The organism is Desulfobacter hydrogenophilus (assembly GCF_004319545.1).
In the GTDB taxonomy this organism is placed as follows: domain Bacteria; phylum Desulfobacterota; class Desulfobacteria; order Desulfobacterales; family Desulfobacteraceae; genus Desulfobacter; species Desulfobacter hydrogenophilus.
In genome coordinates this window covers 1,689,546-1,706,054 of record NZ_CP036313.1, presented here as the reverse complement: position 1 = coordinate 1,706,054, position 16,509 = coordinate 1,689,546, and the positions used below count along the sequence as shown (strand labels likewise).

14 protein-coding genes are annotated in these 16,509 nt (G+C 44.8%); 8 read left to right on the top strand and 6 right to left on the bottom strand.

Annotation, left to right across the window (positions count from 1 at the left end; translation table 11 throughout):
- Nucleotides 1–85: 85 nt before the first annotated feature.
- A complete protein-coding gene (locus tag EYB58_RS07245; RefSeq protein ID WP_111959909.1) occupies nucleotides 86–1,315 on the bottom strand; it encodes an ATP-grasp domain-containing protein in 1,230 nt (409 codons plus the stop codon).
- Nucleotides 1,316–2,269: 954 nt separating this feature from the next.
- On the opposite strand from EYB58_RS07245, the gene hisS reads away from it, so the two are divergent.
- Nucleotides 2,270–3,526: a histidine--tRNA ligase gene (gene hisS, locus EYB58_RS07240; RefSeq protein WP_111959910.1), complete on the top strand. Its 1,257-nt coding sequence runs from the start codon at nucleotides 2,270–2,272 to the stop codon at nucleotides 3,524–3,526.
- A 26-nt stretch (nucleotides 3,527–3,552) separates the two neighbouring features.
- Nucleotides 3,553–5,340, top strand: a complete 1,788-nt coding sequence (gene aspS, locus EYB58_RS07235) for an aspartate--tRNA ligase (protein WP_111959911.1) — start codon at nucleotides 3,553–3,555, stop codon at nucleotides 5,338–5,340.
- Between the two features lie 82 nt (nucleotides 5,341–5,422).
- Here aspS and minE read toward each other — a convergent pair whose 3' ends face one another.
- The 5 genes from minE to EYB58_RS07210 all read right to left on the bottom strand — a co-directional run bounded on the left by minE (nucleotide 5,423) and on the right by EYB58_RS07210 (nucleotide 9,356).
- Entirely contained in the window at nucleotides 5,423–5,689 is a 267-nt protein-coding gene (minE, locus tag EYB58_RS07230; protein WP_111959912.1) for a cell division topological specificity factor MinE, read from the bottom strand.
- Nucleotides 5,690–5,699: 10 nt separating this feature from the next.
- The gene (gene minD, locus EYB58_RS07225; RefSeq protein ID WP_111959913.1) at nucleotides 5,700–6,494 is read right to left on the bottom strand and encodes a septum site-determining protein MinD; all 795 of its coding nucleotides are present in this window, start codon (nucleotides 6,492–6,494) and stop codon (nucleotides 5,700–5,702) included.
- Between the two features lie 32 nt (nucleotides 6,495–6,526).
- Nucleotides 6,527–7,216 carry a septum site-determining protein MinC gene (locus EYB58_RS07220; protein WP_111959915.1) on the bottom strand — a complete coding sequence of 230 codons (690 nt, stop codon included), beginning with the start codon at nucleotides 7,214–7,216 and terminating at the stop codon, nucleotides 6,527–6,529.
- 290 nt (nucleotides 7,217–7,506) lie between these two features.
- On the bottom strand, nucleotides 7,507–8,661 hold the full coding sequence (locus EYB58_RS07215) for a response regulator (RefSeq protein ID WP_111959917.1): 1,155 nt from the start codon (nucleotides 8,659–8,661) through the stop codon (nucleotides 7,507–7,509).
- Between the two features lie 44 nt (nucleotides 8,662–8,705).
- Complete coding sequence (locus tag EYB58_RS07210) at nucleotides 8,706–9,356, bottom strand: response regulator (RefSeq protein WP_111959919.1); 651 nt, start codon at nucleotides 9,354–9,356, stop codon at nucleotides 8,706–8,708.
- A 578-nt stretch (nucleotides 9,357–9,934) separates the two neighbouring features.
- Here EYB58_RS07210 and EYB58_RS07205 point away from each other — a divergent pair.
- The 6 genes from EYB58_RS07205 to EYB58_RS07180 all read left to right on the top strand — a co-directional run bounded on the left by EYB58_RS07205 (nucleotide 9,935) and on the right by EYB58_RS07180 (nucleotide 16,376).
- Nucleotides 9,935–11,365, top strand: coding sequence for a transposase (locus EYB58_RS07205; RefSeq protein WP_170299865.1), 1,431 nt, complete (start codon nucleotides 9,935–9,937; stop codon nucleotides 11,363–11,365).
- A gap of 1,078 nt (nucleotides 11,366–12,443) precedes the next feature.
- Nucleotides 12,444–12,842 carry a hypothetical protein gene (locus EYB58_RS07200; RefSeq protein WP_111953680.1) on the top strand — a complete coding sequence of 133 codons (399 nt, stop codon included), beginning with the start codon at nucleotides 12,444–12,446 and terminating at the stop codon, nucleotides 12,840–12,842.
- 291 nt (nucleotides 12,843–13,133) lie between these two features.
- A complete protein-coding gene (locus EYB58_RS07195) occupies nucleotides 13,134–13,589 on the top strand; it encodes a DUF1499 domain-containing protein (RefSeq protein ID WP_111953682.1) in 456 nt (151 codons plus the stop codon).
- 183 nt (nucleotides 13,590–13,772) lie between these two features.
- Nucleotides 13,773–14,990: an MFS transporter gene (locus EYB58_RS07190; RefSeq protein WP_111953684.1), complete on the top strand. Its 1,218-nt coding sequence runs from the start codon at nucleotides 13,773–13,775 to the stop codon at nucleotides 14,988–14,990.
- Between the two features lie 298 nt (nucleotides 14,991–15,288).
- Complete coding sequence (locus EYB58_RS07185) at nucleotides 15,289–15,804, top strand: lipocalin family protein (protein WP_111953686.1); 516 nt, start codon at nucleotides 15,289–15,291, stop codon at nucleotides 15,802–15,804.
- A 164-nt stretch (nucleotides 15,805–15,968) separates the two neighbouring features.
- Nucleotides 15,969–16,376: an ACT domain-containing protein gene (locus tag EYB58_RS07180; protein WP_111953688.1), complete on the top strand. Its 408-nt coding sequence runs from the start codon at nucleotides 15,969–15,971 to the stop codon at nucleotides 16,374–16,376.
- Nucleotides 16,377–16,509 lie beyond the last annotated feature (133 nt).

Here is a 16,509-nt window from a genome sequence, read left to right as displayed (position 1 = left end):
TATTTCTGGTTATTATGCTCAAGTGCTTCGATTTATTCTCAAATCATCAGATTACCTTTGACCCTTGTATTGGATCAGCACTTAATTATTTCTTATTTTCTGTAATCCATGCATCCAGTTCCAGCGTGTAATTCAATACACCAATCATACTACTGTCGAAACCGAACATTTTGTAAGGAACTTTCATACTGTCAAGAAGGTCACGGGCATAAATCATTCCCTGTATAACGTTTGGACCACCACGACCGATGATAACCTGTACATCCGGATTCAAATGGATGTTTTCTCTCAGGGCATCCAACATCGCTTTGATAGTAACAAAAATATCGGTGTTGTTTGCTTTACCGCCAATAATCTGAACAATGTTGGCATTCTTCAGAAAATGTCTATAACAAATGCTTGCAATCTCTTTCATCTTTGCATAGGGCGGGTTTCCACCAAAGTCTGATGAAAACATTGCTTTGTCGCCCAGAACCTCAGTGGCCGCACTGTTGGCACCACCACCAAACATAAAGGGCAGGATGGTTCCGTTGGCATTGAGCTCAACAACGTCGCTCTGTCCCTGATAGGTTCTCAGCTGGTTGATTTCAGTTTCAAAATCAGTCAATTCTGTAGCAAACACTTCATCGGGAAACTCAAGGCGTTCCTGTGCTGGATCGTCCTGGTCAAAAGCAGCTTTAACGTCGCATGCAACTGGAAGTGGGCGTTTGCCTTTTTTCATACGGATGGGGTTAAGCTCAATCATGGTCAGACCATAATTGTTATACAGTTCCCACAGTTTGGGAAGTTGCTGTACCAGCGGGCTGATGAATGGTTTGGGGCATCCCAGTTTGATCAATGCATCATTGATATGATATCCCTTAAGACCTTCCAGGGGATTAAACGGAATGATCGCTTTTTTGTCGTCGGGCAGCTCTTCAACTTCAACACCACCTTCAACAATCAGAAGCATGACAGGCGTTCTGGTAATTGTAGAGGTTGTAATACTTACATAAAGTTCAGCGTCAGATGCGACAAATTCTTCAAATGTAACGCCATTTGCCTTATGGGTAGTATTTCCCTGTTTATATTCGGCAAAGAAAAGGTCTTTTCTTGCCTGGTTGGCGTCAGCATAATTGTCGACGATTTTTACCAGACCCGCTTTTCCTTTTTTACCGGCACTGCCCATGAAAGACGGTTTTACAACGAGTTTTCCGCCTTTTTTCAGCAACGCTTCAATCTGTTCTTTGGTAGCAGTTTCTGTCAGGGTCTCTGCTACGGGGAAACCAACGATATCCATCAATTGCTTTCCATATTTTAATCCAGTTAGTTGCATCTTTCCTCCCTGATAATGTAGTGAATTTAATTAAAAAAAACTTCTCAATTCATTCGATATTACCAACAGACCTCAATTCTAACACCTTGCTCTCTTGCGAAAACAAAATACCAATTTTTTTCAAGCATCTAACTTAACCTTGCTGCAATGCCATATGGTTCGGAGATTGCTTTAAGGGGACGTTAGTTGCTCCTCCTCGTCGCAAGAAGGTTTAAAGTTTCCCCCCCTAAACTTTTCCCTACCAAGCCTCCTTTCTGTTTGAGATTTGAATAAATTTAAACAGTTTTTTAAAGATCTCTTAACATCTCTTAACAAGTTTAAGTTTATATAGGATAGGAACTTCCATTTTGTCAATAGGATAGTATAGCCAAAATTCACCGTCGAATTTAAATATACTTTTATAAAAAAGCGAACAGGCTACAGCCATGGGGTTTTAACCTTATTTAGAATGCATGAATTGTTAGCTCATAAAAACTATCGTTTGGCACTGTTAGTTTGTTTTTTGCTGCATTTGGCATCGTTATACCAACAAGAATGGTGCAATGGCGTTGCCTAAGGCAATAACTTTGACATAGCTAAAATATACGGGCAGATCTGTCAAGAATATAGGACTGCTTAGGTTTTTTTCTTCTTCGTGCTTGAATGATAACATGCCTTGTGACATATTTGATTGCGCCCCCCGTTGGTGGTAGCTTTTCGATATCTCGGGTACTATATCGATTCAAATCATCAAGCGCAACGAAAAATTTTATTTTTTTTACGGTGGGGTTTGGGTGTCGTAAACGTTGACTTTTAGATCCCGGAAAATCATCTGCGGTGCTGTTGCCATATTCGCCTTGGTGGGAAATACCCGACCCTTATATTAGATGTTGACTAAGGCACTGATTTTAAATTATATAGATCGGCTGTATATTTTTTTGGTAATGAACAACATAGATTAAAGATATAAAAAGCATGCAGACCATACGCGGGTTCAGAGATATTTTACCGGAGCAAATTGCTCTGTGGCAAAAAGTAGAACAAGAAGCGGCAGCCCTGTTTCAATCCTTTGGATACAGGGAAATCCGTATCCCCATTGTGGAAAAGACAGCATTGTTTGCCCGGAGTATCGGAGAAACAACCGATATTGTTGAAAAAGAGATGTATACCTTTGCAGACAGGAAAGGAGACATGCTCACACTGCGGCCCGAAGCCACAGCATCTATTTGCAGGGCGTATATCCAGCATAAAATGTATGCTGCCGAACCGTTACGCAAATTTTATCTGACGGGCCCCATGTTCCGCCGGGAGCGTCCGCAAAAAGGACGCTACCGCCAGTTTTACCAAATTGACGCAGAGGTTTTCGGGGTAGAATCTCCCTATATTGACAGTGAACTGATTTTTCTTTTGCACACGTTGTTGTGCCGCCTTGGACTTGAAGGTCTTTCTGCACATATCAACAGTCTTGGCTGCCCTGCCTGCCGTCCTGATTTTCAAAAAGCCCTGCTGGATTTTTTAGGCGAACGAAAAGACCATCTGTGCGAGAACTGCAAACGCAGACTGGTTAAAAATCCATTGCGGATACTGGACTGTAAAGTACAATCATGCAAACAGGCCCTTGAAGGATCACCTGCCACAGTGGATCATCTGTGCCCGGACTGCCGAACCCATTTTGAAACCGTGAAAAAAAGCCTTGAAAAATTAGGCGTGGATTTCATGGTCGACGACACCCTGGTTCGTGGACTTGACTATTATACCCGTACGGCCTGGGAGATTCAAACCACAACGCTGGGTGCCCAGTCCGCAGTTGCCGGCGGCGGCCGTTACGACCGTCTGGTGGAAGAGCTTGGCGGTCCCTCAACACCGGCCATCGGGTTTGCCATCGGGTTTGACCGCCTGGTGGAAGTTATGGAACAACTTGACAATCAGGTGTGTGAAAAGGGTCCTGATCTTTTTATTGTCAGCTTGGGGGCAGAGGCCCAGGCGTATGCATTTGAATGGTCTTGCAGATTGAATACCATGGGCATAAGAACAGATTCAGACTTCCGTGGAAAAAGCATGAAAGCGTTGATGAAGCGGGCAAACAAGTTGAATGCGGCTTTTGTTCTCATTGTCGGGGACAATGAACTTGCCCAAAAAAAGCTTGTGCTCCGCAACATGGCGACCAAGGAACAGACTGAAATCGGCCTGGATAATCTGGTGAATGACTTGGCACAACTAATTAAAAATTAATATAGTTATGGAGTTTTAAATTAAAAGTGACTGATTTACTTGGAGATATGAAACGCACACACTCCTGCATCGAGTTGGGAGAAAGCCACATTGGCCAGGACATCGTACTCATGGGGTGGGTCCAGCACCGCCGGGACCACGGCGGCGTGATTTTTGTGGACCTTCGGGACCGGAAAGGCATTACCCAGGTGGTATTTGACCCGTCGATATCAGAGACTGTCCATGAAAAAGCTCAGGAAATCAGAAACGAATATGTCCTGGGCATTAAAGGGAAGGTATCGGCAAGACCTGCGGACATGGTAAACGCCAGAATGACCACCGGTGCCATAGAGGTTCTTGTGGACGAGTTGCGGATTTTTTCCAGGGCCAAAACCCCCCCCTTTCAAATTGAAGACCGGGTGGATGCATCGGAAACCATCCGACTCCAGTACCGTTATCTGGATTTAAGGCGTACCCAGCTTAAAAACAATATGATAGCCCGGCACAAAACCACGATGACGGTTCGAAATTATCTGGATGCCAAGGGCTTTGTGGATATTGAAACTCCGGTTTTGACCAAAAGCACGCCCGAAGGTGCCAGGGATTATCTGGTTCCCTCCCGGGTCAACCAGGGCGACTTTTATGCCCTGCCCCAGTCTCCCCAGCTTTTCAAACAACTTTTAATGGTTGCCGGCTTTGACCGGTATTACCAAATTATCAAATGTTTCAGAGACGAGGACCTGCGGGCGGACCGCCAACCCGAGTTCACTCAGATCGATATGGAGCTCTCCTTTGTGGATGAGCAGAAGGTTATGGAAATTAGCGAAGGATTGATCAAGGCCATATTCAAAAATGTACTGGATGTGGACTTTCCCGAACCCTTCCCCAGCATGACCTGGGCCGAGGCCATGGAGCGGTTCGGTATAGATCGTCCTGATTTAAGGTTTGGCCTGGAATTGAAAAATGTATCCGACATTGTGGCCAATGCGGATTTCAAAGTATTTGCCTCTGTAGTTAAAAACGGTGGCTTGGTCAAGGCCATCAATGCCAAAGGCTGTGCGGATTTTTCCAGAAAACAGATTGATGAGCTCACTGAATTTGCCGCCGTTTACAGGGCCAAAGGCCTGGCCTGGATAAAGATAAAGGAAGACCAGTGGCAGTCCCCCATTGCCAAATTCTTCTCAGATGATGAGAAAGAAGCGTTAAAGCAGCGCCTGGATCTTGAACCCGGTGATATTGTCTTTTTTGTGGCAGACCAGCCCAAAATCACCAATGAAGCCCTGGGTCAGTTGAGAAACGAGTTGGCACGCAGGCTCGGGCTCATTAATGATAATGAGTTTAAGTTTACCTGGATTACCCATTTTCCCATGTTTGAATATGATGAAACGGAAAAACGCTACCAAGCGCTTCATCATCCGTTTACCGCACCCATGGAATCGGATCTGGACAAACTGGAGAGCAATCCCCTGGAAGTCAACTCCCGGGCTTATGATCTGGTTCTCAACGGTATTGAGATCGGCGGCGGCAGTATCCGTATCCATGACAGCGAACTTCAGGAACGGGTGCTCAAGTGCTTAGGGATAGGTAAAGAAGAAGCAAAAGAAAAGTTCGGATTCCTGCTGGAAGCCCTGACTTTTGGTGCACCTCCCCACGGCGGCCTGGCATTTGGCCTGGATCGTCTGGTTATGCTGCTTTGCCGTGAGGATTCCATCCGCAGTGTTATTGCCTTTCCCAAAACCCAGAAAGCCACCTGCCTGATGACCCAAGCGCCCTCAAAAGCTGCCCCGGCTCAACTTCAGGAGCTGGCCATTAAAACGGTAAAACCGATAGAATAATCGGCTATTGTTCAAAGTTGAACGCCTTGAAATTAAAAACCGCTTCTGGAAACGATTTGTTTCCAGAAGCGGTTTTAATGGGTTATACCTGTTTTCTTTTTACATGAAGAATAGGGGTGTTAAACACCAGGGCAGAGATATCTTTGTCATTTTTAACCTTAAGCTCCAATGCATCTCTATCAATTTCAAAATATTTTGATATCACATTAACGATATCCGTCTGAAGATCTGTCAACGTCGTGTCGTTCACTTCCAGCTTGTCGTAAACTAAAGAAAATTGAAGGCGCTTTTTTGCTTCGTCACTACTTCTTTTCTGGCCTGTGAACCGTCTCAAAAATTCTTGCAGCATTCAACTCTCCTTATCTTAATCCGAAAGTTTTACTCAATTTGCTCCATACGCTGGTTTTCCGATTCGGTTCCTCAATGGGAACATCTTCTCCATTCAGACGTTTGGCAATCCTGCGAAAGGCCTGTCCAGCAAAGGAATCGTTCTGTAGCACCAGGGGCGTACCGGTGTTGGAAGAGATGAGAACCTTTTCATCCATGGGTACAAGTCCTGCCAGTTCAATGGACAAAATATCCAGCACATCTTCATGACTGAGCATTTCACCACGCGCCACACGGGCGGGCTCAATACGGTTGACAATGAGTTTGGGTTCCAGGGAGCGGGCGTACAAAAGGCCGATAACGCGATCTGCGTCCCTGACGGCGGAGACATCCGGCGTGCAGATCACAACCGCTTCATTGGCGCCGGCAATGGAGTTTTCAAACCCTCTTTCAATGCCGGCCGGAGAGTCCATGATCACATAATCAAATTTTTTGCGCAACTCATTGGCCACCCGTTCAACCCCTGCCGGTGTCAACACATCTTTATTATCACTTTGGGAGGCCGGAATAAGAAAAAGATTGTCAATACGTCTATCCCGGATGGCTGCCTGATCAATCTTGCACTTGCCCTGGACCACATCTACAATATTAAAAACAATCCGGTTTTCCAGGCCCATGACCACATCAAGGTTACGCAGTCCGATATCCATATCCACAATGGCAACCCTTTTTCCTTCAAGTGCCAAAGCCGCGCCAATGGAAGAGGTCGCTGTTGTTTTACCTACGCCGCCCTTTCCAGATGTTACGACAATAATTTTTCCTTCCAAATTACACCTCAATAGTTATGATTATTTTTTCTTTAAATCACTTCCGGCCAGGGCATCCGTTTGAACGGATTTTCTTTCATATAATTTTTAACCACAATGCTGCCCTGCTCCACACAGGCAAATTCAGGACCTTGGGTTCCTGGTTCACCGGCTCCAATGGCTGTTATCAGTCCAATCGTTACCAGACTTGGGTTAAATGCCAGGGAAAATATCATGGCCCCATCATTTTCCGGGTATCCGGCATGGACTTCTCCTGCCAGGGTGCCAAGCACAAGAACATCCCCACCTGCGGTGAGCTCGGCACCGGGGTTCACGTCCCCTGTGATTACCAAATGTTTTCTGGCATTGATTTTCTGACCGGAGCGTACCCGTCCCCTGAGCATAAGTACATCACTTTTATGATGGTTCCAGCCCTTGGACAGATCCCTTTGGCGGCGACGTTCGGTGGGAATGGAGCGTTTTTTGGGGGTAGTCGAAATAGTGCCAAGCTCAAAATCGTTTTCAAGGTGTGATTTTATCCTGCCAACCAGTTCCTCCTGCCCGTCGGCATCACCGACATCAAGGATCACATCCGCATTTATGGCAAGATGTTTGAGTTTTTTCAACAATCTGTCAATTTCAGCAATAATTTCAGACTCCGGATGGGAGGGGTCTATGGTAATCCACAACCCGCCACCGGCACCTTTGAGCTTTACAGGAACGGTGTTATCAAAATTTATCATTAAAATCCATATGCAAAGTTGAGATTGATCCGTACCATTTCTGCCCGGCGTAAAAAAAGCTGTTCAGAATATGGATTTAAGAATGTTCACAAGACTATAAAAAATCAGGAAAATTGTGTCAAGGAATGATGAATTTTCACCCGCCATATATTAGAGACTGAACGCACAAACCCCTTGTTTGAACAGCTCGTAAGAGGGGCGCATGCCCACAAAATTGTCCAGAGACAACGCGGCAGATGGTTGACTTGTCACTCAAACATTATAATAGGACAGATGTCGAGAACGATCTGTCACCCAAGAATCTCTCTTAACTTATGTGAAAAATCCAACACGGAATAGGGTTTGAGAATATATCCTTTGCAACCCTGTCTAAGCATTTCCTGGGCATTTTCATCAATGGCATATCCTGTGGAAAGCAGAACTTTAATATCAGGGTTAAGTTTTTTCAGCGCTATAAACACTTCCAGTCCATCCATGCCCGGCATAATCATGTCCAGAACCACAACATTTATGTCGTTCTTTTTTTCTGCATAAATTTTCAAGGCATCTTTGCCGGAAGCCGCTGTGAAAACCGTGTAGCCCAGGGCCTTGCAGATTGTACGTCCAACATCGAGAATGCGCTGTTCATCATCCACCAGGAGTACGCACTCATGGCCAAGCTTTAATTCCTCCTGGGCAGAAGGCATGTCATCCAGGTGATTATGGTTGTGCTCTGCCAGGGGCAGAATAATGGAAAAAGAGGAGCCGACATTTAAAGAGCTCCAGACATCAATGACGCCGTTGTGATGTTTTACGATTTTTTTGCCAAAGGTAAGACCCAGTCCCTTTTTGTCCGGGAATTGTTTATGGTTGTGGGAATAAAAGGCTTTGAATATTTTTTCCAGGGTAGCGCTGTCCATGCCGATGCCAGTATCGGATATAGTGATTTTACAAAAAAATCCGGATTCCAGTCCAAAGGCGTCTGCCGTACCATTAATAATTGCGGCAGCTTCCGTGTGCACAGAAAGCTTGCCACCTTCGGGCATGGCCTGCAATGCATTATTGACGACTGCTGTGACTACCTGTTTAATTTTGTCAGGATCCCCTTTGATAATTAAAGGCTTGGCTGTAAGGCTTACATCCAGGAGAATCCGCTGCCCTTTCAGGTTAATGTTTTCCACCACTGACCGCACCAGCCTGTTGGCATCCATGCGTGTTAAATAAACCTCATCGGCCATGGCAAAGCCGAGCAGTTGCTTGGCAAGATCGGAGCCCTTATCAACGCTGGACAAAATTTCAATAATATGGCCGTAAAGCGGGTCTGTGGGATTAACATTATTCAGCATCAGGGAGGCATGTCCCTTGATGGCGGTCAACAGATTGTTGACGTCATGGGCAATGCCGTTGGCAAGCGCCTCCACTGCATCTGTTTTTTCAAGCTGGTTTGCAGTTGTAATATGTTCCATTCAATAGGTATCCTGGTACGTTGTACTTACCGCTGTCTATTCCACTATTCCAAAGCGATGATGCCTTCGAGGATGGCATACTTGGTTAATCCGGCCACAGAAAAAATATTGAGTTTTTTCATAATATTTCTTCGATGGGTTTCCACTGTCTTAATGCTTACACCCAGTGTTTCGGCAATCTCTCTGGTTTTTCTGCCTTCAGCAATCAATTGAAGGACTTCCCGTTCCTTCCGGGAAATTTTATTGAATTGTGGCTGTGTTTCCCATGTGCTGCGATCCTTGCCCTGGTCTTCGGTACACATTCTGGCAATAGCTGGCGTCAGGTAAAAATTTGCACGAAGAACTTCCTGGATGGCATCATAGATTTCATCAAAGGCAGACTCTTTGAGAATATAGCCGGATGCGCCCGAATCAAACATTTTATCAACAATTTTTTTACTCGAATGCATAGACAAAGCGATCACCCTGGTATGGGGCACCTCTTTTCTGATTTTGGCGGTGGCTTCGACACCGTTAAGATCAGGCATGGAAATATCCATCATCACAATATCAGGCTTAAGGGCGATTGCCTTTTCAACGGCCTCCCTGCCGTTTTTTGCAATATCCATAACCTGTATACCCCTATTCTCCAGAAGGCTTCGCAAACCCTCCCGGATGATGGCATGATCGTCAGCTATAAGGACTTTTAACTGCATATGGCTCCAAAGTATTTTATCAAAGTTTATATTGAAGATCAGTTAAAATCAAATATTAATTTTTATGATCAGGTCGGGCGTCGAGGATTGATTCAATACTGAGTACGCCAATCTGTTCTGAATTTGTTATTTGATTTTGTAGGTCGGTAAGGGTAGTATTCATTTTGACGAATTTCCTTTGTCTGAAATGTTTGTTTAGTGGTAAACGAAGCATATCATATAAAGTAAAATTCGTCAATTCATATTGCAAATTCAGTTAGTTATAATTTCATTCGTTGCTGTTTTTAAGTATCGAAAGTTGAGTTATTACTCTACGCTGGTGTTCTTCTTCAGGTGGATGGATATTTTCGTTTATTATCAAAGACATTTCTCTTTGCGGTGTATTACTCGATGATCCAGTTTTTTTGAGGGAAGAACAGGTAATCAGTATTGAAAAATGCAAAGGCTGGTCAAGTCGATGCTATAATACCAATTTTCCAAACTGATATCTCACTCATCGGTTGGCCAGCCTTCAATGAGCAGAGTAAAATAAATGTTATTTGAATACAATAGTTCAATTGCAGTATAACACCTCATTTATGAAAATAAGGAATGAGGCGGATGTGTTAATAAATAAGCTGTTGCCGTTTGTTGAAAAGTATACTGATTCACTGAATACTGAATTAACACAGTCATCCCCAGGAATGACCTTAAGCAAATCACAAAAATTCTGGCTGGGTTTCTGCATCACTGGAATCATCTTGACCAGCAGCATCAATTGGGCTGCTTTTTCACGTATCAGTGTGGGATTGTATAAAACTACAGCTCTTTCCTGGATGTTTCGCCATTCTAAAATTGCTTGGGAGCATCTGTTTCATCTCAGCCTTAAAATTATTTTCAAAGTATATGGCATTACCAAAGGTGTTGTCAGTATTGATGATTCCGATAAAAAGCGTAGTAAATGCACAACAAAAATTTTTGGAGTCCACAAAATAAAAGACAAATCAACGGGTGGTTTTTGCATGGGGCAAGGCTTAGTATTTTTGGTGTTGATAACACCAAAACTCAGCTTTCCAATTGGCTACGCCTTTCATATTCCTGATCCAAAAATCAGCGAATGGACCAAGGAGGATAAAAGATTAAAAAAGGCTGGCGTACCAAAATCAGAACGCCCAAAAAAACCGGTGCGCTCAGAAGAATATCCTACCATTCCAATGATTGCCAAGGCTCTTTTAAAAATATTTGTAGAGAAACACCCGGAAATAAAAATAGAAGCGATTGTTGCAGATGCCTTATATGGGAATGCTGAGTTCATGGATGAAGCGTCTAAAATTGCAGGAAACGCCCAAGTTATCAGCCAAATAAGGTACAATCAAAATATTTTACTCAAGAGCGATAAAAAATCAGTTGAAACATATTTTAAAAATATTCAACCAATTCAAAAGACCATACATGTACGTGGAGGTAAAGAGGTTGTTGTACTCATTAAAAGTGCCAGAATACATGTGTGTGCTCATAAGAAAAAAAGATTTGTCATTGCAATAAAATACATTGGAGAAAAGGACTATCGGTATCTTGCCGCTTCGGATCTGACCTGGCGATATCCTGATATCATAGACGCATTTACACTCAGATGGTTAGTAGAGGTTTTTATTCAAGACCATAAGACGAATGAAGGCTGGGGAAATTTGACCAAACAACCTGATGAAGACGGGTCTTACAGAAGTTTGACCCTGAGTCTGTTGGTTGATCATTGTCTCCTGCTTCATCCTGACCAGGTGGCCTCGATAAATAACAAACTGCACGCAAGAACTGTTGGCAGCCTATGTGACACCGTCAAAGTTGACTGCATCTTATCCTTTGTCGAACAAATCATTCATAGTGATGACCCAGAATCCCATTTCAAGCAGATCTCGGTATTTTTAAAAGAGCATTTTGTAAAGGCAAACGATTCTCAAAAGCACATGAATCTAAATTCTTGGGGGAATTATCAATCCGCCCCATCATTAAAATACAAAGCATTCTGTTAGCATGGGGATAATAACTGCCAGCGAGGTCTCATGTCAATTTTTAAAAACTGGATCATCGAGTATTACACTTCCGAAAGCAATATGATCAAAATCCCTGCAGTTTTAGATTGCAGAAAAAATCCCAATAAAACAACGGAACAATTAAGGCGACGACGGGTGTAATAGGGATAGAGACGCCCTTCGCGGGACGCCCCTCCCACACCACCGGACATACGGAACCTTATCCGGCGGTTCGGCTGGTCAAAACAGTTACAGATAAAATACATCCGACCTGCCGGGCTTTAATCAATCAGAACGCTACCGACATTTCAGCGTCCGCTGCATTATGTCGGTAAGAACATGCTCTTTGATAACCGCGACCATTTACCTAAACTATTCGGCTTGGGCACCGTTCGGGCCTCCATCGGGGCGAGACCTCCGGGTAGACTTCTCCCGCTTTCGGGAGACCCAGCTCGTTTCCACCGACGACTATGCCCTCTGCTGACTTCTGCCACGTGATCGTTTCCTCTTACGGTTCGGTCAGTCCTTTGATAGAGATCGCAGCAGATCTCCCGAGGTAAACACATGTCTTTCGGTACACGAATGCCGAGTTTACGGACACACCTTGAGATGGATAGAGGACTTCGTCTTGTGGTGCAGACTCGTCACGGTATATGCGCCTTATACTCGGTCCCTGTTCGTCATCCCGTACCTTCACGATACCTTGTCTCAGCAAGGCAGCTTCCTCCCGAAACATCGTCACCGATACCCCGTTGCCATACCGCTACGCCCTTCGCCTCCATCAGGCTGGGTCTAAGACTTGCCAAATATCTGGAAATTAGATACATTCGGCTCACTTTTAAGAACATGTGCCGTGCCCGGCACACACCCATCACTGGACGGGACCGCGAGAAGCTCAGCCGCCTTTTTCAAGTATTATGGCGCGGCCGTCAGTTCAACCGTTCACGGCGCTGCCTTCGTCCAGAACCTTGTCCCGGCGCACAGCGCCGGTCAGCACCGCGATTGGGCCTCGAAGAAATGCCGACGAAGCTACGAGGTCGTTCATGAACCGTCGGGTAACGCAAGAAAGGAGTTTGGAATGAAAGGGATTACAAAAATTTTAATACTTGTTGGCTTTGTTGCTCTGATCACAGGATGCGCGCCGGCAATAGATGGCTACAAATACATGCTTACTGGTAAGGAAGGCGAACCGCCACCGAGAACAATTGAAGCGGCTCAAGCACAATTTATTGATGGCAATATAACTATCGGGCAGTCCACCCCAGCTGACCTCAAGGCTCTTCTTGGCTCTCCAGCACAAATCAAGAAAGTAGATGGCAACAAAGTGCACGTTTACATGAAAAACGTGTCGACACAGGGAGTAAGTGTGGATGTCGGAACAACTTACATTGCTTCTTACACCTTCAACAAGAAGGGAAAGCTCGTAGACAAAGAATATGCGGCCCACCCAATGGGCAATCCCCTTACTGGACAATAGGCCCAACAAAATAGGCTTTATTTGACAATTGTCTTATGCCCCGAAAACAGGAATAAAGAGGTCTTAATGTTACCAATACCTTGAGGTTAAGAGACATTTTTTGGGATTTCCCCATCTCCAATGACCGACAATTTGAATTGTCGGATAGAGCCTAATCAACACAGACCGCGACACCATTGCGGTATTTTATAGCTTGTAGCGGCAACAGATCTAACAGGTAATTCAATCATTCTGTTCAAAGATTTGTTGCGGCAGGTTATTAAAACGTTATAATCTCAAGGAATAAGAACAATGAATAGACAAATTAAGATTGTTCTAACAAGTTTAATACTTTTAATAGGTTGTGCAGGAACGATGTCTAAATTGGGAATTGAGAATGGCCAACTGAAGGAATGTCCAACAACACCAAATTGTGTTAACAGTCAGGCAAAAGATAAAAAACACTTTATCGAACCCATCCTTATTACAGGCCATCCATTAGAGGCAAAAAAACATATTTTAAATATCCTCAAGGAACTTAAGCAATCAAAGATTAAAGTAGTTGAGGATAATTACATAAGAGCTGAGTTTACTTCTCTAATATTCCGTTTTGTTGATGATGTAGAATTTTATTTTCCAGACATAAAATCAAAGGAAGGGCTCATACATGTTCGATCAGCTTCAAGAATTGGTCATTCAGATTTTGGTGTGAACCGAAAACGGATTGAACAGATTCGAAGTAAATTTAAAACAATGAACAATGAATAAAAAAGATTATAACGAACTCGGAGTCCCTAAATGGAGTAAACTTAATTTTGACTTTTTCCGCCGCAGGAGCGGCTTCGTTCAACCAATAACTGGACGAGACCGCGAGCAAATCAGCCGCCTTTTTCAAGTGCTATGGCGCGGACCGTCAGCTCAACCATTATGCAGCATGGGGATTAAACCAAATTGACGATTCAAAAACATGACAGCGAAGATCAATCTTTTCCGAAAATGTCACCGTTAAAAACGGGTAATTTACTGGTTTATGTTATGGCTGTCGCTTGTGGGATGGCTGTGGCTAATCTCTATTACGCGCAACCGCTGCTGCACACGCTGGCGCAGAGATTTGGCACATCTGAAGGCACAACCGGTCTCATTGTCACGATGACGCAGTTGGGTTATGTCATTGGCCTCACGCTGATCGTACCCCTTGGTGATCTGCTCGAACGACGGCAACTGATTACGGTCGTCTCTGTGGCAACAGCAGTGGCACTGGCGGGAGCCGCCATCTCGCCAGGGATTGGTTCGTTCCTGGTTGCATGCCTGGCAATCGGGCTTACGGCGGTGGTTGCACAAGTACTGGTACCTTTTGCCGCAGCTCTCGCCGCAGACGAGCAGCGCGGTGCCGTCATTGGTCGAGTCATGGCAGGCCTGCTGCTGGGTATTTTGCTGGCTCGGACGGTTTCTGGATTCATTGCTGACGCCTATGGCTGGCGCGCGGTCTTCTGGCTGGCGACCGTCTGCATGATCGTGCAATCTGCTGTGTTGTGGCGGATGCTGCCGCAGAGCCAGGGCGGAACTCGTCTGTGCTATCCGGCCCTGATTCGCTCGGTATTTCTTTTGTTCCGCGAGGAGCCACTACTCAGACGACGAATTGTCTACGGGACCTTCGGTTTTGCGGCGTTCAGCGTATTCTGGACCTCACTTGCCTTTCTTCTTGCTCGACCACCCTATGGCTACAGCGACTCAGTTATCGGCCTGTTTGGACTGGTCGGAGCTGCCGGCGCCTTGAGTGCAAGCGTTGCAGGCCAAATTCATGACCGTGGCGGCACACGGCCTGCCACCGGGGTATTGCTGGCGCTGGTTATGATTGCGTTTGTGATCATGGGTGTTTACAGTACACACCTTACCGCCATCATCGTCGGCGTCGTGCTGCTTGATATTGGTCAGCAAGGCTCGCACATTCTGAACCAGAGCGTCATTTACACACTGAACAGCGAGGCACGAAGCCGAATCACAACAGCGTACATGACTTGTTTTTTCTTTGGAGGTGTCATCGGGTCCGCGTCATCGGGCTATGTGTTCCAGTTTGGCGGATGGCCAGGAGTCATGTGGCTGGGCGGTATTTTTGGAGGCATCGCGTTTTTATACTGGCTCACAGAACTCAGAACTTGTCATGTGTGACGCTGAACCTGGTAACGTTGACGGATCAGACATAGTTGTCCCAGAATCGGATAGCCCCCCCATCACTGAGGAGCCCTCCCAGAAAATAGGGGAGACGGATACGAAAATAGTGTAGAGTAGAGCACTTATTCAACCCTTTATATTTGTCAAATGTGTTAAAATTCTATACAGTTAACTCACTTTTAAAACATGTGTCGTGCCCGGCACACACTAGGCGCTTCAGGGGACGGCGAGAACGGGAGGCGCATCTGTAAGTTGTTGGCGCCCCCCTGAGCTTAACATTAGGCAAAGGAACAAAATGAAAAAGCTTATTTTAGGCGTTGCATCACTATTTCTCAGCGGATGCTTGGAGATGCCGGACTCCGTGATGCCGGTCAAAGAATTTGAACTCGATAGATATTTAGGGAAATGGTACGAAATTGCACGGTTGGATCATTCTTTTGAAAGAGGATTGGAACAGGTAACTGCAGAGTATTCTTTACGGGAGGACGGAGGGGTCCGCGTTAAAAATCGTGGGTTCTCTAAGAAAAAAAATAAATGGAGCGAATCAGAAGGGAAGGCGTTCTTCGTCGGAAAATCAAGTGAAGGTTACTTTAAAGTTTCTTTCTTCGGCCCATTTTACGGCTCCTACGTTGTTTTCGAATTAGATAAAGATAACTATCAATATGCATTCATCTCCGGTCCCAATACATCTTATCTTTGGTTGCTGTCGAGAACACCAACTGTAGAGGAAGACTTATTAACGCAATTTATTATGAAGGCCAAAAAATTAGGTTACGAGACCGAAAAGCTAATTTATGTGGATCATAAATAGGGCAGTAAAAGCCTATTGCCCAATCACATTTACCTGATTGCAGTGCCTGAGACCAAGGACGGATGAAAAGGATGACGTTTTTGTCAAAACAAGGCCTTTACTTGAGATTGCCAATACACCCATTATCGAGCCTTGGACCCAGGGCGTCAAAGGAAGCTTAAACGATGTCAGCTATTGTTGCGTTAGACGAGTTGTTGAAATCGATGTCACCAGAAATCCAAAAGGGTGAATACGTATTCTGCACCCTTGCCAATGAAAATTTAGATTATAAACATCTTAATCCTTTGGCTACATTCAAAGAGTCCGAAGGCTTAACTTTAATAATTCCAGTCGAATCGGCAGTGCAAAAAAAGTTGGCATTTGAAGGCATATTTAAGCAAATCACTCTAACTGTTCATTCCAGTTTGGAAGCCGTCGGCTTGACTGCCGCAGTTACAAATAAATTAGCATCTTATGGCATAAGCGCAAACGTCATTGCAGCTTTTTATCATGATTATGTATTTGTGCAGACAGAAAAAGCAGAACAAGCATTATCAGCTTTAAACGAGTTCAGAGCCGAACTAAATTGCTAAGGAACGGGTCTTAAATAACTTACCCCTTTTGCTATATCCGGGAGCGCGGGCGTCCCGCCCGCAGTAAATATGTGGGGGACGCCCGCGCTCCCAGGAGAGTAGCCCAAAGCACTTCCCCTTAAGACTTTTTTAG

Coding starts and splice junctions, on each gene's coding strand:
- EYB58_RS07205 (WP_170299865.1), top strand. CDS start 9,935: ATGAAAATAAGGAATGAGGCGGATGTGTTAATAAATAAGCTGTTGCCG.
- EYB58_RS07210 (WP_111959919.1), bottom strand. CDS start 9,356: ATGCAGTTAAAAGTCCTTATAGCTGACGATCATGCCATCATCCGGGAG.
- EYB58_RS07200 (WP_111953680.1), top strand. CDS start 12,444: ATGAAAGGGATTACAAAAATTTTAATACTTGTTGGCTTTGTTGCTCTG.
- EYB58_RS07195 (WP_111953682.1), top strand. CDS start 13,134: ATGAATAGACAAATTAAGATTGTTCTAACAAGTTTAATACTTTTAATA.
- minE (WP_111959912.1), bottom strand. CDS start 5,689: ATGCTGCAAGAATTTTTGAGACGGTTCACAGGCCAGAAAAGAAGTAGT.
- EYB58_RS07180 (WP_111953688.1), top strand. CDS start 15,969: ATGTCAGCTATTGTTGCGTTAGACGAGTTGTTGAAATCGATGTCACCA.
- hisS (WP_111959910.1), top strand. CDS start 2,270: ATGCAGACCATACGCGGGTTCAGAGATATTTTACCGGAGCAAATTGCT.
- EYB58_RS07245 (WP_111959909.1), bottom strand. CDS start 1,315: ATGCAACTAACTGGATTAAAATATGGAAAGCAATTGATGGATATCGTT.
- EYB58_RS07220 (WP_111959915.1), bottom strand. CDS start 7,216: ATGATAAATTTTGATAACACCGTTCCTGTAAAGCTCAAAGGTGCCGGT.
- EYB58_RS07215 (WP_111959917.1), bottom strand. CDS start 8,661: ATGGAACATATTACAACTGCAAACCAGCTTGAAAAAACAGATGCAGTG.
- EYB58_RS07185 (WP_111953686.1), top strand. CDS start 15,289: ATGAAAAAGCTTATTTTAGGCGTTGCATCACTATTTCTCAGCGGATGC.